The organism is Reyranella sp., assembly GCF_036558665.1.
In the GTDB taxonomy this organism is placed as follows: domain Bacteria; phylum Pseudomonadota; class Alphaproteobacteria; order Reyranellales; family Reyranellaceae; genus Reyranella.
In genome coordinates this window covers 1-21,252 of sequence record NZ_DATBFE010000045.1, presented here as the reverse complement: position 1 = coordinate 21,252, position 21,252 = coordinate 1, and the positions used below count along the sequence as shown (strand labels likewise).

The following is a 21,252-nucleotide window of genomic DNA, read 5'->3' as shown; positions in this document are numbered from 1 at the left end:
GTCGCCGTCTGCCGCTCCAGCGCCTCGCGCTGCTCGGTCAGCAGGCGGGTGTTCTCGATGGCGATCACCGCCTGGTCGGCGAAGGTCTGGAGCAGGCCGATCTGGCGTTCGGTGAAGAGTTCCACCCGCCGGCGCGACAGGATGATCACGCCGATCAGGGCACCCTCGCGCATCAGCGGCGCGCCGATCTGGGTGCGGATCTTGCCGAGCGTCGACGCCTCGGCCAGCCGGTACTCCGGATCGGCAAGCACGTCGGCGATCTGCACCGGCCGCCGTTCCAGCGCGATCCGCCCGGTGAGCGAACCGCGGCCCGGCGGGATCGGGTGGTCTTCCATATAGCGCTGGTAGGCGCGGGCGTTTGCCGTGCTCTCCGCCGAGGCGCCGACGGAGGCGGCAGCGCGGTACGCCTCGCCCTCGTTGCGCAGGATGAAGCCCATCTCGGCGTCGCACAGCCGGATCGCGGTTTCGGCAAGCGTCTGCAGCACCGGCGCCAGGTCGAACGTCGACCGGCTGATGACCTTGAGCACGTCGCTGGTCGCCGTCTGATGCTCGAGCGATTCCTGCAGATCGCGGGTGCGGTCGCGCAGCTCGGTGAAGAGCCGCACGTTCTCGATCGCGATCACCGCCTGGTCGGCAAAGGTCCGGACGAGCTCGATCTGCTTTTCGGTGAACGGCTCGACACGCTGGCGTCCCAGGCTCATCGTCCCGACGACCGTTCCTTCGCGCATCATCGGCACCCCGAGCAACGTCCGTATTCCGCCGATCGTGTTTATTTCGGTCTGCGCATATTCGGCGTCGGAGGCAACGTCGACGATCTGCACCGCCCGCGCCTCGGCGACGACCCGGCCCGTGATGGACTCGCGGCCTGCACGGAAGGTCCGGCGATCGAGAAAATCCGTCTTCAGGCGGACGGCATCCCTGGTCGTCTCGGGCGTGGAGCCGACCGCCGTGACGAACCGGTATTCGTCGCCCTCCTGGCGGGTCATGAAGGACAGCTCGGCCAGGCACAGGCGCGCGGCGGTAACCGACAGCGTGTCGAGCACGGACTGCAGGTCGAAGGTCGAGCGGCTGATGACCTTCAGCACGTCGCTGGTCGCGGTCTGGTGGTCGAGCGATTCCTGCAGGTCGCGCGTGCGCTCGCGCAGCTCGGTGAAGAGCCGCACGTTCTCGATGGCGATCACCGCCTGCGCGGCGAAGGTTTCGAGCAGCTCGATCTGCCGTGGCGAGAAGGCGCCGGGTTCGCCACGGCGCAGCGCGATCGATCCGATCGCGGCGCCGTCACGCAGCAAGGGGGCCGCCAGCATGGCGCGATGTCCGAGCTCCTGCGCCACCCTGACCGCGGTCGCATACTCGACCGGGTCGAGCGCCTGAACGTCCGGAAAATGAACCGTCCGGGCGTCGAGGATGGCGAGCCCGTGGCCGCTGTCGCGCTCGAGCGGGCGGCGGCTTCCGACGCCGGCCCGCAGCGTGCCCTCGTGCGCCGCCGTGACCCGGTCGTTGCCCTCGCGCAGGCTGATCACGGCGTCCTCGGCACCGCACAGGCGCACGGCAGCCTTGCAGATGGCGATGAGCACCGGCTGCACGTCGGTCGGCGACTGCGAGATCACCCGCAGCACCTCCGCGGTCGCGGTCTGCCGTTCGAGCGCCTCGCGCGTCTCGGTCAGCAGCCGCGCATTGTCGATGGCAATGACCGCCTGCTCGGCGAACGCCTCCAGCAGCCTGATCTCTGCGTCGCTGAAGGGCTGGCGTTGCTGGCGGTAGACCGTGATCACGCCCAGCAGTTCGTTGCCCTTGCGCAGGGGAACGTGCAGCAGGGTGCGCACGCCGCCCTTGTCGACCAGTTCGCGAAACCGCGGGAGGCCCGCGTAGGCGGGGTCCTCGTGCGCGTCGACGACATGGATCAGGCGATGGTCGAGCAGGGCGCGGCCGAGCGGGGCATCCCGGGTCGGAACCACGGGTCCGCGCTCGCGCAGCAGCCATTCGCCGAACGCGCGCTCGGCATGGCTCGCGACCGGCAGGGCCTGCCGCCCGTCGTACAGCCAGACGTAGCCGTAGGCGGCCGAGCAGAGCCGCGTCGCCTTCTCGATCATCGCGCCAAGGACCTGCGCGAGATCGCCGGCCGAGGTGTTGGTGACCTGCAGGATCTCGCCGATCGCGGCCTCGCGCGCCAGCGCCTCGTCACGCTCGGCGGTGCGCGCGCGCAACTCGCCGGCCAGCGCATCGATGCGTTGCCGGAGGTCGGGTACGCTCTGTGAAGAGGCTGTGGCGTCGGCAGGCATAGTCCCCCCAGGTGCCTGACCAGCGGGGGACACTAGCCCGAATTCAGGGGGCTGCCAAAGCGGCCGGCGACGGCCGGCCGGCCGGACGCGGCACTGTCGTTCAGGACGCCGCCGACCTTCCTACAGGACCACTGCGATGCCGATCACCACGAGGCAGAAGGCGCACGCCGCCATGCCGCGGCGCAGCGCCGGACGCGCGGGAGTGGGCGGGCAGTAGGCGTCGATGTCGCCGTAGAACGGCATGACGATCCTCGCGAGTTGGCCTTACGGCGTGGTCGAATGGGGCGAGATGATGTTGCCGTAGCGATCGATGCGGTTGCCCTTGGCGTCGTAGCGGAAGCCGTACTCGTCGCGGCTCGGGCTCACGGTGTCGGGTTGCGGCGGCGGTGGCGGCGGCGAGGCGGTCGGAACGTACACCGTCGTCGGTGGCGGGGCCGGCGGCGGCTCCACGACCCGCCTCTCGGTGTGCACGCTGCAGGCCGCCAGAACACCAAGGCTGCAGGCGGCGAGGACCAAGGCGGCTTGCGGCTTCATGCGAGTCTCCGGTTGGTTCACCGGGAGCAACGGCGGGCGCCGTCGGAGGTTGCACAAACGCCGTCGATGGCTGGAGGTTGCGAGGCGGCCCAATCATTCCGTGCTCGACACGGCGCGGGTTTTTTCCACAATGGCAGTCCCCCTGTCGCCCCCCGCAACCCCGGTAAGGCGGGCCTGATGTACGCGCATAAAATCGAAATGGCGGAACGCCTCGTCCAGTCGGCGACGGACGCGCTTGCGCGGGCCGACCGGGATTTGCTGCGCGACGTCGAGCGCGCGCCGACGGCTCTCTACGCCACCGACGCGTCGGGCACGCTCACCTGGTTCAACCTGGCCTGCATCGGCCTCGCCGGCCGCACGCCCGCCGCCGGCCGCGACCGCTGGTGCGTGACCTGGAAGCTCTACACCGAGGACGGCCGGTTCCTGCCGCACGACGAGTGTCCGATGGCGGTCGCGATCAAGGAGCGGCGCACCGTGCGCGGCCTTGCCGCCATCGCCGAGCGCCCCGACGGGACGCGCACCGCCTTTCTCGCCTGTCCGACACCGATCCTCGACACCTCGCGCGTCTTCCTCGGCGCGGTCAACGCGCTGGTCGAGCTCACCTTTCTCGAGCTGGCGTCGTTCTACGGCGGTCAGGCCCTGCGCTGCCGGCGGCTCGGCAAGGCGGTCAACGATTCCTTCGCCATCGACGCGATGGCGCGGCTGGCCGAGGAGTTCGCCGCCAAGGCGCGCCAGTACCGCGTCCTCGGCGACCGCTCGGCGGCGCTGTGAAGAGGGAGGGAGCCAGACGCTGGCCTCGGGCCTGGGCGGCGCCCCGAAAGGCGCCGCCGCTTTAGTCCGCCGCGGCAGCGCTCGCGACCGGCCGGCCCTGGCGCAGCTCGTGGCCGGTGAAGGATCGTGTCTCGATGGTGGGCAGGCCGTCGGACTTGATCCGCTCCATCAGTTCCTGCTTGCGCTCCATCAGCCGCTCGCCCAGCGCGTCGAGGTCGAGGCCGGCGGCCTTCGCCTGCGCGAACAGCCCCTCGCCGCGCTTTTCCTCTTCCTTCACGTGGTGCCTGATCTCCTCGGAAAGCACGGAGACCTTGGCGTCGTAGAACTCGTCGTCGGGCGAGCTTTGCATCAGCTCGGCGACCAGCACCTTGGCGCCGTCGTGCTCGACATAGGACTCGTGGACGACGTCCTCGTCCTCCACCTTGCCCTGGCAGGCCGGATAGAAGATCTCCTCCTCGAGGAGGGTATGCACGCAAAGCTCGGTGCAGATCTCCTCCACCAGCGCCTTCTTGCGCTCGGCTTCGCGCGCCTTCTCGAACTTGTCGAACAGGTCCTCGACCTTGCGGTGGTCCGCCTTCAGGAGCGCGACCGCATCCATGCTCTTCCTGGCCATCCAGCCCTCCAATGTGATCGGGGATCAACGGCCGCGCGGGAAGTTTGTTGCAGGCGAGGTCCGCTATCCCTGCGCCCGGGCGGCATCCTCCGCTTCGGCGCGCGGCGCGGCGACGGTGACCCGCACCCGTCCGGTGGCGACGTTGACGACATGCGCCTCGCCGCACGCCGCGCACGGCACGATCCAGCGCAGCCTGCAATCGCGGGCCGTGACGGCGGCATCGGCGAATGCCTTCACGTTCATCTTCGTGAGGGGACACTGGAAGAGATAAAGGGACGGCTCTTCAGGCATACCTCGCTCCGTCCGCACGCGACGCGATATTGACGACCGGAGTGCGGCCCGCAGGCCCGTCGGTCACGACCGCGCCCGGCCGACGCCTGGACACAGGACCGAACGACCGGTCTTGCCGCTTCGTGATCGCCGCCGACATCGTCGAACACGCCCCCGGTGTTCGACGGGATCCCACACACTCCTCGTCTCCAGGCCTGTGAGGCTAGCCCGCGCAAGCGGCCGGATGAAGTCTTCTTCGTCGGCAACCGGCCGTGGCGCAAACGCGTTACCTCCGACGCGGGCGCTGCCGGAAGCAGCATGGTGGGTGACATGTCTGCCGTTCGAGCCCGAGCCGAAGGCGAGGAATGGGTCCAGGGCATCTCGACCCTGATTGGCGTCGTCGTCCTCAATCTGGCGCTGTTCGAATTCGATCTGAACGACATCGCCGACACGCTGTACCATCGGCTGGGCGGAGACCGCATCGAGCCGCGGCTTCCTTCGACCTTTCCGACCTGTCTCGCCTTCGTCGCCAAGGTGGCGAAGCGGCAGGCGGGATTGCCCTGCCGCGCCGAGATGCTCGCACTGGTGGATGGGGCCGTGCGCCTGTCCTCGGTCCGCTACGACATCGTGCACGGCTATGTCGCCGACTACGACGAGGCGCGGCACTGCCTGATCCGGTTCGCCCGCATGAAGACCGACCGGGACGCCGCGGCGATGCACGAGATCACGCTGCGGCGGATCACGCGCGAGGATCTCGCGGCGGCGGGCGCCGACGCCGCCCGGCTGGCGGGACGTGCGGCGGCGCTTTCGGCGAAGCTGCAGGAATCCGCGAGGTCGCCGCCTGCAATGACGCTGCGACCGGCAAAAGCCGCTGCAAGGTCGACGCCTGCCCCCAAAGAATGAGAGCCCGAACGTCTTCGGGCTCTCAGGCGCAAATGCTGGCTGGTCAGCGGCGCGGGGTGAGGGAGGAGGGGTCGCGCCGCGTCCGTCTTCGCGGTGTTGGCTCGATTTGAGACCCTCCGCGGCGAGCGTTGCAACCGCCGGCCGGCAATTTCCTGTGGAACGCTTTCGCGCCGCCAGCGATCGCGAGAGGCGATCGAACGTCCTGCCGTCCGGCGTCGCCCGTGATTGTCCGGCAGGACGACATTGGGCATCCTGCCTCTTTCCGGTGAAAGGACGTGCACCATTGCGGCGGCCGACGGCTACCGGCGCGGGCGACGGCAGCCCGGCAGATGATCACAGGGCCGGCGAGGACACCGCCTATCGCGCGCTCGCCCAGGACGAAGTGTCGGCGATGGCGGAGGCAGGCCGCACCTTCGGCGGTATCCGCTTTGCCGAACCGCTGGCCTTCGACGATCTCGACTTCACCGAGAGCCGCTTCGAGCGCTGCCTGTTCTCGGTGCCGATGATCCGCGGCGCCGATTTCTCGGCGGCGAAATTCAAGGACTGCAAGTTCGAGCCGACGCGGTTCGCGAGCTGCAAGCTGGCCGATGCGCGCCTCGAGGGCTGCTCCCTGTTCGACGTGCAGCGCAAGAAGGGATGCACCTTCGCCTTCTGTGACCTGCAGGCGGTGGAAATCGTCAAGAGCAACCTGGCGACGACCTGCTTCGAGCGCTGCGACCTCTACAACGTTCGCGCCGCCGAATGCAGCTTCCGCGGCGCCCGCTTCGACCGCTCGACCTTCACCCGGGCGCTCTCCAGGCGGGCCGCGATGACGAAGGCCTCCTTCGACAAGTGCAACCTGAGCTTCGCCGATTTGTCGGGACTGCACCTGCAGGGCTGCGAGTTCCTGTCCTGCAGGTTCTCGGAGGCGTCGTTCATCGACAGCGACCTGAGCGATGCCACGATGCTGGCGTGCACGCTCGATCGGGCCGAATGGGACCGCGCCCGGCTGCGCAACGCGGACCTGCGGGGCTCGCGGCTGTCGGGCCTGAATCTGGCGGTGCTGTCCGACCATGCCGGCCTGACGATCAGCGAGAGCGAGCAGTCGGAGATCCTGCGGCAACTCGGCGTCGACGTGCGTCCCGAATAGGCTGGCCTTCAGCGGCCGAGCGATTGCAGCCAGCGGCTGAAGCGGTCGCCCGCCTGGCGCAGGGGCTCGAACGGATCGTTGCGCTGGACGTAGGCACGGGTCGCGTGACGGCGCACGGGCGGCGGCGCCTGGGCCACCGGCGGCGTCGGGTCCTGGCGCAATTGCTCGAGCAGCGCGCGGTCGACGGCGCCGGTCTGCGGCAGGCCGCGGTCCACCCGATACTGCTTGGCCGCGCTGTCGGTCATCGGTCCGGGCGCGCCATCGATCGGGCCGGGATTGAAGCCGAAGGTATAGAGCTTGGTCTGGACCTCGCGGATCTCCGCGCGCTGCAGCGGCGCACCGTCCGGCGCCGGAGCCGAATCGCTCGCCGTGTCGGGCGATGCCTGCCCGCGCGCGGCCACGCCGGCATCCGCTTCGGCACGCGCCGAGACCACGCCGGGCGGGGGCGACGGCGGTCGCGGCGCGGCCCGGGCCGGCAAGGGCGGGCTCTGCGTCGCGACGGCGGCGGGCGCTGACGACGGCGCGTCCGCGGGCTGAGACGGTGGGGGCGCTGCGGCGGACGGCGCAGGCGTTGCCGGCGATGGAAGAGCCGGCGGCAATGTCGCTGGAGCGCCTGTTGTCGATGGTGCAGCCGATGCCGATGGCGCAGGTGACGGGTCCGGCGCAGCCGACATGGATGGCGCAGCCGCTGTCGATGGTACAGCCGCTGCCGGAGGAACCGTCGGTGGTGACGACGCGGCAGGTGCCGATGGAGCCGCCGCGGGCGCGGGAGCGGACGTCGCGGGCGAGGGCGCGAGGCTCGCAGTCTCGATCCTGGTCGCAGCCGGCGCGGCACTCGCGCTCGCCGTGTCCTCGGGCGAGGAGGTGCCGATCGACACCACGAACCAGGCGACGCAGCCGGCGGCGAGTGCGAGGCCGCCGGCGCCGCCCGCCATCTTCAGCCGCCGCTTGCGCGCCAGATTGTAGGCGAGCAGGGCGGCGCGGCGCTTCTCCGCCTCGGCGCGCGGATCGGCAGTCGCCTGCTGCGCCGCCTGCGCGGCAAGGCGGCGCGAGAGATCGGCGATCGACTGCTGGAAGATCTCGTCGCCGCGGCGGTCGATCTCCTCGGGAGTCGGCCGGCGGATCGGACGCTCGCTGCCGAACGGCGGCGGGCGGCGCGGCGGCTGTGTGCCGGGCCCTGGACCCGCAGCCGTACCGGTGCCTGTCGTTCGATTCCCCGTCATTGCCTCACCTGATTGCAGCGCTCGAATGTTTCCATCGAATTGCGCAAGACAAGGGCGCTTCGGTGATCAATCTGCGACCGAACGGCGGCCGCCGCACAAACGCCCGCCTGAAACGCGAAAGGCCGGTCGCTTGGGGACGACCGGCCTTCCTTGTCGAGCTCGCCAACTCGAAGACCTGTGGGTGTGTGGGAAGGGGCTTCGATATGCGGTTGGGTGACCGCTGGCGGGCTTGGAAACTCTGGGTGTGTGGGTGACGCACCTTCAAGGTGTCGTCGTGGGTCAGGATACCTTTCAAGAAAATGAACGACGAAATGAACGCGAAACTATGACCACCTTAATAACACCGGCGGGCGCCGATCGTGATCTGCAACTTTGCATATCTCGGATGAGGCCAGCGCGCTATTTCCTTGAAAATGCGAGTGCAAGTGCAGCAGAGATATGCGCGCGCGAACGGTGAGAAGGGCTGAAACTTGGCCGTGTACCGTCAAATTATCGCTTGTTTTCAGCCGTTTGCCCTGACGGCCGCGCGTGCCGCCCCGGATCGTGCCGGGTCGGGCGGTCTTCCGCTCCTGCGAACCCTCGCGGCAACAATTGATACAATCGGCGAGGCCGCCGGAGCCCCGATCGCAGGGCCGGCGAATGCCCGGCCCTGCGATCGTGCCGTCGCTCTCATCGCCGCGACCCTAGCTCAGCGGCGCCAGGGCGGCCTGGATGCGGGCGCGCTGCTGGTCCGTGATCAGGCCCGACAGCACCTTGCCGAAATGGGCATGCCGTGCGCCCGAGAGAATGAACTGCCAGCGATAGGCCTTGAGGAAGCCCTCGCGGAGCGTCTGTGCCCGCGCAGGGTCGACGGCGCTCCCGGCGTTGGCGGCGAAATAGTCGGCGTCCGCCGCCGCCTGCGATCGCAGGATATCGTCGACCGCGCCGACCAGATCGATGAAATCGTCGACCGCGCGGTCGCGTTGCCCGGGAGCGAGGCCCGCGTCGCAGCGCTTCCATTCCAGTTCGTCGAGGATCGCGTGCTGGCTCTCTTCCTTCCAGTGGTACAGGAAGACGTCCTTGAACAGCGGCGAGATCTCGCTGTCGGCGATGCTCTGCACGTAGTGCGATTGCGTGAACAGCTCGATGTGCAAGGTGAGCGCGAGCACCGCCCAGGTGCTCTTGCCGAGCACGACGGCGGCGATCGCGTCGGGGTCGAAGTCGAAGCGATAGCCGGCGGGCATCGATTCGCCGACCAGGGCTTCGATGCGCCGGAACAGCGCCTGATGCTTCAGCTCCTCGTCGCTGAACCGCACCAGCGCCTCGAGTGCCACCTGATCGCCGAACCAGTGGTCGCGGCTCAGCTCGAGCACCTTGGCGTTGATGAAGCGCTCGGCGAGGCCGAACAGGTTGGCGTAGGTGCGGCCCTGGATCTGGCTGACGAGGCGTCTTTCGTCCTCCGACAGGCCGGCGAAGCCGGCGGCGAGCGACAGGCCGTCGGGCAGATATTTGTGCGCCCGGTCGAAGCTGCGGCCGCGAATCACGTCCTGCTCGAGGTCCCAGCGCACGCGCCGGGAGGCGCCGATGCAGCGGGCATAGACGTCGTGGGCGGGAATGGTCGTCATGGCGGTCATGGCACCTGCTCCTGGTGTTCGGTTGGTGCGACCGGTCTTCGGTCGCGGCCGTGATGTAGGACCAACCGGTCCGCCGGTGTATGACCGGGCTGCCGGGAGTTATGATCGATCTGCCGAATCGACTGCGGGGAGCGGATGGACGCGCTTTCGGAAGTCCTGCGCGAGGTGCACCTGAACGGCGGCGTGTTCCTCCACGCCCAGTTCAACGACCCCTGGTGCATTGCGGTCAGCGTCACGCGCGAGCATTGCGGCCCGATGCTGGGACCGAGCACTCACCTGATCCCCTATCACTTCGTCGCCGAGGGCCCCATCCACATGCAGGTCGATGGCGGCGAGGCGGTGGCGCTGCGCGCCGGCGAGATCGTTCTGCTGCCGCGCAACGACCTGCACGTCATGGGCAGCGATCTCGCCCTGCCGCCGGTCAGGGCGAGCGAAGTCATCGAGCCTTCCTTGTCCGGTGGGCTGGCCTCGATCCGGCACGGCGGCATGGGCAGGAGCGCGCGCATGATCTGCGGCTTCCTCGCCTGCGACGGCCATCCGGTGATCTCGGCGCTGCCGAAATCGCTGCGGCTCGACGTCGAGCGCAGCGACGGCGCAGACTGGATCCGCTCGACCTTCCGCTACGCCGCGGACGAGGTCGGCGCCGGCCGTCCGGGGTCCGAGGCCGTGCTGGCCAGGCTGTCCGAACTGCTGTTCGTCGAGGCGGTTCGACGTCACGTCGAAAGCCTGCCGGCCGACGAGACGGGGTGGCTCGCCGGTCTGCGCGATCCGCACGTCGCGCGCACGCTCGCCCTGCTGCACCGCGATTGCGCGCGCGACTGGACGCTGGACGGGCTCGGCCGCGAGATCGGCCTGTCGCGGTCGGCGCTGGCCGACAGGTTCACGCGCCTGATCGGCGCGCCGCCGATGCACTATCTCGCCCAGTGCCGCATGCAGCTCGCCGCGCGCAAGCTGCGCGGCTCGCAGGCGTCGCTTGCCGAGATCGCCGAAAGCGTGGGCTACGAGTCCGAGGCGGCGTTCTCGCGCGCCTTCAAGAAGGCGTTCGGCGCTCCGCCCGCAACCTGGCGCCGCCGGCAAGGCTAGCTGCCGAGCTTCCTTGCCTCGCGCGCCGAGCGGAGATCCTGAAACGAGGAAAGGCCGGTCGCTTGGGGACGACCGGCCTTCCTTGTGGAGCTCGCCAACTCGAAGCCTGTGGGTGTGTGGGAAGGGGCTTCGATATGCGGCTGGGTGACCGCTGGCGGGCTTGAGAACTTACGACCACCTTAATAGCATCGGACGCCGCCGCCCGTGATCTGCAACTTTGCATATCTTGCTTGAGGGTTGATCCCTATTTGCTTGAAAACAACCGGCCGGGTTGCGGAGAGATATGCGTGGATCGGCGATCTGGAAGGTCGGATCGGCCGGCCGGGAGCGCCACAAAACGCCCATTTGCCAGCGCTTTGCCCATCGCAGTCACGGACCGGACGCTGCTTCGTGCGGCAACTCTCTTCCCTGTCACCGAAATTTTCTCGATCTACAACTGATACCTTAACTGCCGCACGGCGCCCGCCGGCTCTTGCTAAGGCAGCAGGGCCGGCGGCGCGCATTGTGGTGGATGCCGCAGCCAGCCGGTCTGAGGCGCTGGGCGGCCGCGGCTTCTCGAACGCCGCGGCCGTCCAGTCAGCCCTCGCCGGCCCGCCGGCCGGTTACGCTTCCTCGCGGGCTGCGCTAGGCTCGCGATCATGGGGAGGATTCCGGGGGCCATCCTTGCGGCGATCGTGCTGGGCCCGGCGCTCGCGGCGGCGGCGTCGTTCGACGGCACGTGGTCGGTCGTCGAGGTCTGCGACGCGAGCAAGGAGGGTGGGCGCGGCTACACCTGGCGCTACGACGTCACCATTGCCAACGGTCATCTCGTCGGTCATCGCGGGACGATCCGGGGAAGCGAGCAATCGCAGTTCACGCTCGAGGGCGACGTGCGGCCCGACGGCACGGCCACGCTGACCGGGCAGGGCGTTTCGGAAAACTCCGACTACAACGTCCACTTCGCCCAGAAGGGCGCGCGCATCTACTACAAGGTCGCCGCCAAATTCGCCGCCACGCAGGGCACGGGCGACCGCCTCGGCGAGCGGCGCTGCAAGTTCACCTTCGCGAAGCAGACGAGGTAGCGGACGATCGGCCGGCACGAGGCCGGCCACGTGGTTCAGGGCTTGGTCGCCGGCCATTGTCGCGGCGAAGATCGTTGCACCAAAGGGGGTGCTGTTGGCCCGGGAGCAGCGCAGGCTGGCCGCGATCATGGCGGCCGATGTCGTCGGCTACTCGCGCCTGATGGAGCGCGACGAGAGCGGCACGCTCGAGCGTCTGAAGGAGTTGCGTCGGCGCCACTTCGAGCCGGCGCTGGCCAGGAACGGCGGTCGGCTGGTCAAGCTCACCGGCGACGGCGCGCTGGCCGAGTTCAAGAGCGCGGTCGATGCGGTGCGCGCAGCCGTCGAGTTCCAGCAGGCGATCGCCGACGGCAACGGCGATCGAGGCGGGGACGACCGCATGGTGTTCCGGATCGGCGTTCATCTCGGCGATCTCATCGTCGAGGGCGACGATCTTTATGGCGATGGCGTCAACATCGCCGCGCGGCTGGAGGGTCTGGCGCCCGAAGGCGGCATTCTGCTGTCCCGTGCCGTGCATGACGCGATGGCCGGCAAGCTTGCGATCGCACTGCATGATCGCGGCGCGCTTGCGCTCAGGAACATCGCCCAGCCGGTGCAGGCGTTCGAGGTGGCCTGGAAGGCCGCCGACTGGCCCGCGCGCGAGACCGCGCCGGCACCTGCTTCCACACCGCCGATGTCGCTGCCCGACAAGCCCTCGATCGCCGTGCTCGCGTTCGACAACATGTCGGGCGATCCGGGACAGGAGTATTTCTCCGACGGCATCACCGAGGACATCATCGCGAGCCTGTCGCGCCACCACGGCATCTTCGTCATCGCCCGCAATTCGAGCTTCGCCTACAAGGGGCGGGCGCGCGACATCGGCCGCATCGGCCGCGAACTCGGCGTGCGCTACGTGCTGGAGGGCAGCGTGCGCCGCGCCGGCGATCGAGTGCGCATCACGGCCCAGCTCATCGAGGCCGAGCGGGCGAGCCACATCTGGGCCGAACGCTACGACCGCGAGCTCGCCGACCTGTTCGCCGTCCAGGACGAGATCACGCGCAGCATCGTCGGCACCGTGGCGCCCGAATTGCTCGAGGCGGAGATGCAGCGCGTGCGCCGGCTCGACCCCAGATCGCTCGGCGCCTGGGAGTGCGCCATGCGCGCGCAATGGCATCTCGCGCGCCTCGTCAAGGAGGACAATGCCGAGGCGTTGCGTCTGGCGATGCAGGCGACGGCGCTCGATCCGGGCGCGACGCTCGGCTTCAACATCGCAGCCTTCGCCCAACTCTACGCAGTCACCTACGGCTGGTGTGCCTCGACCCCGCAGGCGGTGCTGGCGGCCTGGCAGTCGGCGAGCCAGGCGGTGGCGCTCGATTCGCGCGACGCCGTCTCACAGACCGCGCTTGCCGCCTGCGAGGTGTTCATGGGACGCACCGACGACGCCATCGCGCGACTGAGGACGGCGATCGATCTCAATCCCAACTTCACCTGGGCGCACGGCAATCTCGGTCTGGCACTGGCCTCGGCCGGCCGCGGCGACGAGGCCGTGCCGTCGTTCGAGGAGGCGCTGCGGCTCAGCCCGCGCGACCAGTTCAATTTCCTCTGGCACTACCTGACGGCTTTCGCGCTGTTCGTGGCCGGCCGCTACGAGCAGGCGCTGGCCTCGGGCGAACGATCGCTGCGCGAGAACGCCAGCGTGCCCGGCGTCTTTCGCCTGCGCGCGGCCTGTCTCAGCGAACTCGGCCGCCTCGACGAGGCGAAAGCGGCCCTGGCCGACTACCTGCGCCTCGTGCCGGGCGCCACGGTCGCCGCCACGCGCGCGCAGCTGCCGCTCAAGCGGCCGGAGGACCTCGACCGCTACGTCCAGAGCCTCCGTCGTGCCGGGTTGCCGGATAGCTGACCCGAATATCACCGCCGGCAGCCGGGCACCGCTTGCCGCCGCGCAACTTCGAGACCCGGAAGTGGTGACGAGACGGGCAACCCGTCAAGTCGACAGGTGACCCATCGGCTTGACGTGTCGCCGCCGGGTCGGATCGCCGCTCACAATCTCGATGCCGTCCTTCTGGTAGTCGCCGAACGACCCGAACACTGTGGTGGACACCGTTCCCCTTCCCAGCGACACGCGGTCGTCGTGACTGTAGGGGGCGGCCCGGCGGGAACAAGCAGCCGCTGTCAGTGCGGTTTGCCGAGCGAGTCCTGCAGGGCCAGCAGCAGAGCGCGGCCATCGCCGCGAAAGGCGCTTCCGTGCATGCAGGCGAGAACGCTCGGCCTCTCGTCGGCAAGTCGTGAGAGGAGCCCGCCCGTGGTTGGCGCATGGGCGAAGTAGTCCATGTGACTGCGGAAGGCCTCGCTGGGCCCCAGGATGTCGGCCTCCGTCACTGCCGGTCCGCCGTCGCCGCCCTGGGTGAAGAGGTCGCCGCAGAAAAAGGTGCCGGTATGGTCTTCCATCATCAGCCCGCATTCCCACGCGTGCGGCAGATGCGGCGTATCGAACCAGCGCAGGCGGTGGATGCCCAATGACAGGGCCTCGCCGTCTGCCAGCGTGCGTGCCGGGCGGTCGGCCACGTCGTTCACCGAGACCAGCGCGGCGATCTTGCTGCATAAAGGCTCCGCCTGTGGCGCCGCGGCGAGGAACTCGTTGAGCGCCCCGCATTCGTCGGCCTCGAAGTGGGAGAAGCTCACGTAACGCAGCCGCGCGACCGGCATCACGCGCTCGATCGCCTCGCGCACCAGTGGGAACATGCGGCGCGGCCCGGTGTGGAAGACGAGCGGGGCGTCGTCGTCGATCAGGTACTGATTGAAGTTGAACTTGCCGCCCGGGATGTCGACCGGAGTGCTGATGCGGTAGATGCCTGCCGCGATCTCCTCAAGGGTGGTGCCGGCCGCCTGGTTGGTGATCATTGTTCTCTCCCGAACATGGGTGGACGTGAACTGGGTGGATGCGAGCAAGTGTAACGACGCGGCCGATCGTTACACTTCCTTGCCGCCGGCTCCGCCCGTATGCTGCGGCGCATGGACAGCCTGTCCGACGCGCGGACGGCATCGGAGGCCGATCTGGCCCGCCTGATCCTCGGGGCGGGTCCAGGCTCGGCGCGCGAGGCCGAAGCCGAGCTCTTCCGGCGCCTCGCGCCCCGCGTGCGTCTCTACGGCTTGCGGCATCTGCGCGAGGAACAGGCCGCGGCCGATCTGGTGCAACAGGTGATGATCCTGACGATCGAGCAATTGCGCGCCTGCAAGGTCCGTGAGCCCGACAAGATCGGCGCGTTCGTGCTGGGGATCTGCCGGCTCGCCGTCATGGAGCTGCGGCGCGGCCACACGCGGCGCGAGCGCCTGCTGCAACGGTACGCGCAGGACCTGCCGTTGGCCGACCCCTCGGTCGCGCCGCGCCTCGACCAGGATCGGCTCGCCGCCTGCATCGAGCGGCTGTCCGCGCGCGAACGCACGGTGCTGCTGATGACCTTCTACGAGGAGAAGTCCGCGCAGGCCGTCGGCGCGGCGCTCGGCCTCACACCCGCGAACGTGCGGGTGATCCGCCATCGCGGACTCGCCCATTTGCGCGACTGCGTCAGCGGCGGGGAGGAGCTGCCATGACCTCCGGCTGCGCCGCACCCATCGAGCTCGATACGCTACTGCAATATTGGCTCGACGAGCTCGAGCCGGAGGCAAGCGATTCGGTGGACGAGCATCTTCTTGCCTGTGGCGAATGCAGCGCGAAGCTGGCGGAGCTGGCCGCGCTGGGACGGGGCATCCGCGACGTCTTTCACGCCGGCAGGATATACGCCGTCGTCACGCCGGCATTCGTCCAGCATCTCGCCGCGCGCAGCCTGCGCCTGCGCGAATACCGCGTGCCCTGTAACGGCAGCGTGAACTGCAGCGTGGCGCCGCAGGACGATGTGGTGCTTTCCCGTCTCGAGGCGCCGCTCGCCGGCGTGCATCGGCTCGACCTCGTCTCGACGCGGCCGTTCGGCGAGGGCGAGGACAGGGTCGAGGACGTCCCGTTCGATGCCGCCTCCGGCGAGGTCGTGCTGATCCCCAGACTCGCGGTGCTGCGCCAGGCGCCCGCCCATCGCCACCGGGTGCGGCTGATTTCCGTGGAGGCGGGCGGTGACCGCCCGCTCGGCGACTACACCTTCGTCCACCGGCCATACGGCTGAAGTCCGACAGATCCGTCACTTGGCCGGCGCGGGCGGCACGATCTTCATCACGAAGCCGGTGGGCGTCTCGCCGGGGCCGAAGGGCCCTGGAACCTTGTTCTTCACGCTCGGAATGCTGCGCAGGAAGGCGACGATGGCGTCGATATCCTGCTTGGTGAGCTTGGCGAAGGCGTGCCAGGGCATGATGGGAGCGAGCATGCGGCCGTCCGGCCGCTTGCCGGTCTGCAGCGCGGTGGCGATCTGGGCATCGGTCCAGCCGCCGAGACCGGTTTCCTTGTCGGGCGTCAGGTTGGGCCCGTGGAAGACGCCGAGGCCGGGCAGCTCGAAGCCGACATCCGAGCCGCCGAGGTAGCGCGCCATGTCGGGCTTGCCGAGGAAATAGCCCGGCGTGTGGCAGTCGTTGCAGCCGGCGACATTGACCAGGTACTCGCCGCGCCTGGCCGGCGGATCGGCGGCGTGCGCGGCCGCGATCGGCACGCCCGCCAGGCCTGTGGCGATCAATGCCGCCGCGAGCTTTTGTCGGATCATCTTCATCTCCCCTCGTCCTTGCACATTGAACCATCCAGGCGCTTCGACCACCTCTTCACCCGTGTTCACCGCCGGTAGTTCGCACGGCGGCCCTTCCAGGGGAACGGCTTGAACGTTTCGTCCTTGCCGTTGTAGGCCCAGTGCCAGGCGGTCGCGTGCGGCTCGCCGAAGATGTCGTCGTAGGCGACCACGCCGTAGAGCTTGGGATAGACGTTGCCGCGATGGACCTCGGCCACCAGCTCGGCATCGACGGCGCCCGGGTCGCTGACCTCGACGACGTGGCGCTGGCCCGGCATCAGGACCAGCTCGGACCCGGTCTCGAGGCGCGGATAGGCCGACTCGGCGGGCATCGGCGGGGCGTGGTCGGCGCCGCAGCAGAGGCGGCGCACGAGCGCCGGCGTGCGGCCGTAGTTGGTGAGCGTGACGATGTAGCCGAGCACCGGCTTCTCGCCGAGCTCGACCTGCATCGCGACCTCGCCGAACGTCGCCTTCATCGCGACCGTCTCGAAGAGATAGGCGCGCTCGAGCTGCGGCAGCACGGCCGCGCTCCGTTTCGCCGCCTCCGCCGAGCGCCAGGCGGCATGGGCGAGGATCAGCGTGAGAACGGCGAGCACGACGACGGCGTAGGCCGTGATGCGCTCGGGCGTGAGGTAGGCCGCGCAGCCGTCCCAGCTCGGCGAATCGCAGTGGCGGACCAACGCGACCCCGGCCACGACGCCCAGCACGAGCGCCGCGATCAACAGAACCAGCCTCATGAGCGCTCCCCGATCTCCCTCGTGCTTCCTGCGAGCGCACCCCCGTTGCAGCTTATCATCCTCGCCCGCGCCGCCAAGCCGGTCGAAGAACCGCTTTCGGACGGGCATGGCCTCGCGAAAGGCGCGGCGAACCGGGCAGGATCACGTCCGGTCGGGCGAGGTATCGTTGGCCGGCTCCGGCAGCTTGAGTTGCAGCGCCGCAATTTGCGGGGCGACCGGCGCGATGTCGGCGAAGAACACCGCCATGCAGCGGGCGATGGCCTGCTGCAGCGGTTCGCCGAGATCGCTGTCCTCGTCCGCCACGGTGAGCGCGAGCGGGGTCCGCCCCTGCAGCCAGATCAGCGCATGGCGCGGCGCGCCGGGCACGTCGATCACCGATACCAGCCCGTAGGCGAGCGCTCCCTGGCGCCGCGCGAACTCGGCTGGAATGGAATCCGCCGTCATGTCGCCGAGCGTAAAGGCAAGGTTCGCCGTCGTGCCGTCGGGCATCGGCACCTCGTACTCGCGATAGGCGATCGCACCGTCGGGAAGATCGTTCGTCGGCCGTCCGTGATCGCCGTCGCTCGCCATGCCGGGCTCCTTCGCGCGATCCCCGCCATAGGGACAACGATCGCGCGGGGCTGGCCGTTGCCCCGGGGCGGCGGCGAGCGACGGTTCTGCAGCCGTCACGCAATCGTGTGGTGCGCAACGCGAGCCTCGTTCGGCAGACTCGATCGGCCGCCGCATCGGCGGGCGTTGTGCGTGGTCGCCTGTGAGTGATCGCGTTCGGAGGAGGGGAGCGAGGCCATGGGCGACCGGCGAAGGCCTGGCGGTCGGGCCGGCAGAGCGTCCGCGACGGGAGTGGTCGCCGCCGTTGTCGTGCTGCTTGCACTCGTCCTCGGGACGGGATGCAAGAACATGCCGGGCGCCGACGGTCAATACGCCACGCACGACCATGGCGACGACAACCGGCCTCACTGAGGGAATGGCCCCGGGACGGGCGGCGGGCCTTGCCACGGTCGGTTGCAATCCCCACACTTGACCTCGGTTGCGTGTTTACCGTTGGTTGTCGCAGTAGGTCGGTCAGGCATCTGTCGGGGGGCGGACATGCCACGGAGCCACATCTTCACATTCGAGGATCCGGAAAGGTTCCAGGCGGCCATACGCGCGGGAACCTACGAGGTCTTCGTCAAATCGAGGGGCGACTTCCATGCGCAATTGACGCGCATCGATCTGCAGCGGCTCTGGATGCAGCGAAGCGTCACCGACCTTCCCTGGATCATGAATGCGGCGAATGATCCGGAACGCGCGCCGATCCTGTTCCTTGCCGACGCGGATCAGGCGCCGCTCGGCGAAAGCGGGCGTGAAGTGGCGCCCGGCGAGATCATGTTCTATCGCCCGGGCGCGACCAAGCACAGCTGGACATCGGGCTCCAGCCGCCTCGCCAGCATGTCCCTCGCGCACGCCGATCTGGCCGCGGTGGGCAAGGCCATCACCGGCCGCGAGCTGACGGCGCCGTCGAACTCGTACCTGACGAGACCGGATCCCGCGGCGATGGCGCATTTGCGGGCGTTGCACAAGGCCGCGGGAGAGCTCGCGAAGAGATCGCCGGCCGTCCTGGCAACTGCCGGCGTTGCCCGGGCGCTGGAACAGAAGCTCGTGCACGCCATGGTCATGTGCCTGAGCAGCGATGGGACGGCCGGCAGGAAGTCCTGTGACTTGCAGCATTCCAGAGTGATCGGCCGCTTCGAACGCTTCCTGGAGGCGAATCGATACCAGCCGGTGTACCTCGCGGAGATGTGTGCCGCCATCGGCGCATCGGAGCGAACCTTGCGCACCTGCTGCCAGGAGCACTTCGGCATGGGACCGGTGCGCTATCTCTGGCTGCGCCGCATGCATCTGGCGCGCCGCGCGCTCCTGCGGGCCGATGCGAGCGCGGCGACGGTCACCATGGTCGCGACCGACCACGGCTTCTGGGAGCTCGGGCGGTTCTCGGTCGAGTACCGTGGCCTGTTCGGCGAATCGCCGTCGGCGTCCTTGCGCCGGCCGCCGGACGCGATGCCGGCGCGGAACGTCGCCTATTGACCCCTTTGGCTGTGGGCAGCGGCGCGACGAAGGCGTCTGTCGGAGGCGGATATGCCACAGAGCGATATCTTCGATCTCGACGATCCTGAAAGGTTCGAGACGGCCATACGCGCGGGAACCGCCAAAGTCTTCGTCAAATCCAGGGGCGATTTCCAGGGACAATTGACGCGCATCGATCTGCAACGGCTCTGGATGCAGCGCAGCGACACCAATCTCCCCTACATCATGAACGTGGCGAACGATCCGGAACGCGCGCCGCTTGTATTCCTGGCCGATGACGACCAGGCGCCCGTGGGAGCAAACGGACGTCAAGTGTCACCCGGAGAGATTCTGGTCTATCGCCAGGGGGCGGAGTGGCAGTGTTCGACGTCGGGCCCCAGCCGCCTCGCAACCATCTCGCTCGCGCACGAAGATCTTGCCGCGGCGGGCAAAGCCATTGCCGGCCACGACCTGGCGACACCGTTAAGCACCTATCGTACCCGACCGGATCCGGCGGCGATGACGCTTTTGCGGGCATTGCACAAGGCTGCGGCCGAGCTCGCGCGAACCTCGCCGGACGTCCTCGCAACTGCCGGCGTTGCCCGGGCGCTGGAGCAGAAGCTCGTGCGTGCCATGGTCGCCTGCCTGAGCAGCGACGCGGCGGCCGAAAGAAAATCCTGCGACTGGCAGCATTCCAGGGTGATCGGCCGCTTCGAGCGCTTCCTGGAGGCGAATCGATACCAGCCGGTGTACCTCGCGGAGATGTGTGCCGCCATCGGCGCATCGGAGCGAACGTTGCGCACCTGCTGCCAGGAGCACTTCGGCATGGGACCGGTGCGCTATCTCTGGCTGCGCCGGATGCATCTGGCGCGCCGCGCGCTCCTGCGGGCCGATGCGAGCGCGGCGACGGTCACCACGGTCGCGACCGACCACGGTTTCTGGGAGCTCGGGCGGTTCTCGGTCGAGTACAGTGCCCTGTTCGGCGAGTCGCCGTCGGCGTCCTTGCGCCGACCGCTGGACGCGATGCCGGCGCGGAACGTCCGGCAATAAAAAGGGGAGCGCACCGTGAGGTGCGCTCCCGCTGAAGGCTTCCGGTCGGCGATCGCTCACTGACCTTCGTGGTGCTTCATCATTTCTTCGATCTTCTTCTTGACCGCGTCGAGATTGAACGACGCCGGATCCTGCATCGGCGGATAGTCGACCGCGGTCAGCGCCAGCTTGGCGACGGCCTGCTGGACCAGCACGAAGCGCCAGAACTCGCGGGCGAAGAACTCGTTCATGTAGCCGCCGCCCATGTGGTTCAGGCTTTCCCCACGTATTGACCACGTCCGCTCGAACGGATCCTGGCGGAGGTTGGTCATCATCGGCATGTCCGTCGTGACCTTCTCTCCCGGCCAGCCATAAGGCTGCTGGAAGAACGTGAACTTGAAGTCGTCCATGCGGACGGCGCCGAGCTGCGGGCCGCCGAAGTAGAACAGCTCGTGGCGCTTGGACGGGCCCTTGCCGGTGAGCAGATCCATCTGGTTGTAACCGTCGAGATGGTTCTTGTAGGTGCGGTCGCCGAGCTTCACGCCCTTCAGCAGCTGGTCGGTGATGTTCGGGTTGCCGGCCGCCGCCATCAGGGTGGGGAACCAGTCGAGGCCGGAGAAGATGCCGTTCTCGACCGTGCCCGGCTTGATCTGGCCCGGCCAGCGGATGATCGCCGGAACGCGGAAGCCGCCCTCGCCGACCGTGCCCTTGGTGTCCTTGAACGGCGTCATGCCGCCATCCGGCCAGGTGAACACTTCAGCGCCGTTGTCGGTGGTGAAGATGACGATGGTGTTGTCGGCCTCGCCGATATCGTCGATGTGCTTCATCAGCGCGCCGACGCTGTCGTCGAGCTGCGCCATGCCGGCCTCCTCGAGACCGTAGTTCGTCTGGCTGTTCTGCATCGAACCGTACTTCTTGGAGAGGAACGTCCAGACGTGCATGCGCGTGGTGTTGTGCCAGACGAAGAACGGCTTGCCGTCCTTCTTGGCCTTGTCCATGAAGTCGCTCGAGGCCTTGACCAGCACCTCGTCGAACGTCGTCATGTCGTACTTCGCCTTGAGGAACGGCAGGTCGTGCATGTTCGGTACGCTCGACATGTCGGGGAATGGCGGCAGAGGCCCTTCATCGACGATCCGCTGCTTGCCGATTTTGCCCCAGCGCGGCATCACGGTCGCATCGTCCTTGTCGGTCGCGTAGCTGTGGATCAGGCTGCGCGGACCAAAGGTGTTGTAATATTTCTCGTCAATCGGAAACGAGTACCAGTACGGATCGGACATGGCGTCGAGGT

22 protein-coding genes are annotated in these 21,252 nt (G+C 68.4%); 10 read left to right on the top strand and 12 right to left on the bottom strand.

Features of this window, described 5'->3' with window-relative positions:
* The 3 genes from VH499_RS06655 to VH499_RS06645 all read right to left on the bottom strand — a co-directional run.
* Positions 1 to 2,279 (bottom strand): GAF domain-containing protein (locus VH499_RS06655; RefSeq protein WP_332051918.1); only part of this gene is annotated, 2,279 nt, incomplete at its 3' end.
* Positions 2,280 to 2,399: 120 nt separating this feature from the next.
* Positions 2,400 to 2,522, bottom strand: a complete 123-nt coding sequence (locus VH499_RS06650) for a hypothetical protein (protein ID WP_332051917.1) — start codon at positions 2,520 to 2,522, stop codon at positions 2,400 to 2,402.
* A 21-nt stretch (positions 2,523 to 2,543) separates the two neighbouring features.
* Positions 2,544 to 2,813, bottom strand: a complete 270-nt coding sequence (locus VH499_RS06645) for a hypothetical protein (RefSeq protein WP_332051916.1) — start codon at positions 2,811 to 2,813, stop codon at positions 2,544 to 2,546.
* Between the two features lie 198 nt (positions 2,814 to 3,011).
* Here VH499_RS06645 and VH499_RS06640 point away from each other — a divergent pair, with 198 nt between their 5' ends.
* Entirely contained in the window at positions 3,012 to 3,584 is a 573-nt protein-coding gene (locus VH499_RS06640) for a hypothetical protein (RefSeq protein WP_332051915.1), read from the top strand.
* 61 nt (positions 3,585 to 3,645) lie between these two features.
* On the opposite strand, the gene VH499_RS06635 is transcribed toward VH499_RS06640, so the two are convergent.
* Both VH499_RS06635 and VH499_RS06630 read right to left on the bottom strand, forming a co-directional pair.
* On the bottom strand, positions 3,646 to 4,197 hold the full coding sequence (locus tag VH499_RS06635) for a hemerythrin domain-containing protein (protein ID WP_332051914.1): 552 nt from the start codon (positions 4,195 to 4,197) through the stop codon (positions 3,646 to 3,648).
* 63 nt (positions 4,198 to 4,260) lie between these two features.
* Entirely contained in the window at positions 4,261 to 4,488 is a 228-nt protein-coding gene (locus tag VH499_RS06630) for a hypothetical protein (RefSeq protein WP_332051913.1), read from the bottom strand.
* A gap of 309 nt (positions 4,489 to 4,797) precedes the next feature.
* On the opposite strand from VH499_RS06630, the gene VH499_RS06625 reads away from it, so the two are divergent.
* Complete coding sequence (locus tag VH499_RS06625; protein ID WP_332051912.1) at positions 4,798 to 5,370, top strand: hypothetical protein; 573 nt, start codon at positions 4,798 to 4,800, stop codon at positions 5,368 to 5,370.
* A 283-nt stretch (positions 5,371 to 5,653) separates the two neighbouring features.
* Positions 5,654 to 6,499 carry a pentapeptide repeat-containing protein gene (locus VH499_RS06620; protein ID WP_332051911.1) on the top strand — a complete coding sequence of 282 codons (846 nt, stop codon included), beginning with the start codon at positions 5,654 to 5,656 and terminating at the stop codon, positions 6,497 to 6,499.
* Positions 6,500 to 6,507: 8 nt separating this feature from the next.
* On the opposite strand, the gene VH499_RS06615 is transcribed toward VH499_RS06620, so the two are convergent.
* Both VH499_RS06615 and VH499_RS06610 read right to left on the bottom strand, forming a co-directional pair.
* Positions 6,508 to 7,722: a peptidoglycan-binding domain-containing protein gene (locus VH499_RS06615; RefSeq protein WP_332051910.1), complete on the bottom strand. Its 1,215-nt coding sequence runs from the start codon at positions 7,720 to 7,722 to the stop codon at positions 6,508 to 6,510.
* 683 nt (positions 7,723 to 8,405) lie between these two features.
* Entirely contained in the window at positions 8,406 to 9,335 is a 930-nt protein-coding gene (locus VH499_RS06610; protein WP_332051909.1) for a hypothetical protein, read from the bottom strand.
* A gap of 135 nt (positions 9,336 to 9,470) precedes the next feature.
* Here VH499_RS06610 and VH499_RS06605 point away from each other — a divergent pair, with 135 nt between their 5' ends.
* From VH499_RS06605 to VH499_RS06595, 3 genes are all read left to right on the top strand, one after another.
* Positions 9,471 to 10,418, top strand: a complete 948-nt coding sequence (locus tag VH499_RS06605) for an AraC family transcriptional regulator (RefSeq protein ID WP_332051908.1) — start codon at positions 9,471 to 9,473, stop codon at positions 10,416 to 10,418.
* 638 nt (positions 10,419 to 11,056) lie between these two features.
* Positions 11,057 to 11,479 (top strand): hypothetical protein, encoded by a 423-nt coding sequence (locus VH499_RS06600; RefSeq protein ID WP_332051907.1) that lies wholly within the window; start codon positions 11,057 to 11,059, stop codon positions 11,477 to 11,479.
* A gap of 88 nt (positions 11,480 to 11,567) precedes the next feature.
* A complete protein-coding gene (locus VH499_RS06595; RefSeq protein ID WP_332051906.1) occupies positions 11,568 to 13,355 on the top strand; it encodes an adenylate/guanylate cyclase domain-containing protein in 1,788 nt (595 codons plus the stop codon).
* A 272-nt stretch (positions 13,356 to 13,627) separates the two neighbouring features.
* Here VH499_RS06595 and VH499_RS06590 read toward each other — a convergent pair whose 3' ends face one another.
* Complete coding sequence (locus VH499_RS06590; RefSeq protein ID WP_332051905.1) at positions 13,628 to 14,356, bottom strand: MBL fold metallo-hydrolase; 729 nt, start codon at positions 14,354 to 14,356, stop codon at positions 13,628 to 13,630.
* 111 nt (positions 14,357 to 14,467) lie between these two features.
* Between VH499_RS06590 and VH499_RS06585 the strand changes: the two genes are divergently transcribed.
* Positions 14,468 to 15,046, top strand: coding sequence for a sigma-70 family RNA polymerase sigma factor (locus VH499_RS06585; protein ID WP_332051904.1), 579 nt, complete (start codon positions 14,468 to 14,470; stop codon positions 15,044 to 15,046).
* The gene (locus VH499_RS06580; protein WP_332051903.1) at positions 15,043 to 15,609 is read left to right on the top strand and encodes a hypothetical protein; all 567 of its coding nucleotides are present in this window, start codon (positions 15,043 to 15,045) and stop codon (positions 15,607 to 15,609) included. Before VH499_RS06585 ends, VH499_RS06580 begins: the two co-directional genes overlap by 4 nt.
* A gap of 15 nt (positions 15,610 to 15,624) precedes the next feature.
* Here VH499_RS06580 and VH499_RS06575 read toward each other — a convergent pair whose 3' ends face one another.
* From VH499_RS06575 to VH499_RS06565, 3 genes are all read right to left on the bottom strand, one after another.
* Positions 15,625 to 16,137 (bottom strand): c-type cytochrome, encoded by a 513-nt coding sequence (locus tag VH499_RS06575; RefSeq protein ID WP_332051902.1) that lies wholly within the window; start codon positions 16,135 to 16,137, stop codon positions 15,625 to 15,627.
* Positions 16,138 to 16,202: 65 nt separating this feature from the next.
* On the bottom strand, positions 16,203 to 16,892 hold the full coding sequence (locus VH499_RS06570) for a hypothetical protein (RefSeq protein WP_332051901.1): 690 nt from the start codon (positions 16,890 to 16,892) through the stop codon (positions 16,203 to 16,205).
* Positions 16,893 to 17,033: 141 nt separating this feature from the next.
* Positions 17,034 to 17,462, bottom strand: a complete 429-nt coding sequence (locus VH499_RS06565) for a hypothetical protein (protein WP_332051900.1) — start codon at positions 17,460 to 17,462, stop codon at positions 17,034 to 17,036.
* 516 nt (positions 17,463 to 17,978) lie between these two features.
* On the opposite strand from VH499_RS06565, the gene VH499_RS06560 reads away from it, so the two are divergent.
* Both VH499_RS06560 and VH499_RS06555 read left to right on the top strand, forming a co-directional pair.
* Positions 17,979 to 18,956, top strand: coding sequence for an AraC family transcriptional regulator (locus tag VH499_RS06560; protein ID WP_332051899.1), 978 nt, complete (start codon positions 17,979 to 17,981; stop codon positions 18,954 to 18,956).
* A gap of 51 nt (positions 18,957 to 19,007) precedes the next feature.
* Positions 19,008 to 19,985 carry a helix-turn-helix domain-containing protein gene (locus tag VH499_RS06555; RefSeq protein ID WP_332051898.1) on the top strand — a complete coding sequence of 326 codons (978 nt, stop codon included), beginning with the start codon at positions 19,008 to 19,010 and terminating at the stop codon, positions 19,983 to 19,985.
* Between the two features lie 56 nt (positions 19,986 to 20,041).
* Here the strand turns inward: VH499_RS06555 and VH499_RS06550 are convergent.
* Positions 20,042 to 21,252, bottom strand: a 1,211-nt coding sequence (locus VH499_RS06550; protein WP_332051897.1) for a sulfatase-like hydrolase/transferase, incomplete at its 5' end; no start/stop codon positions are given.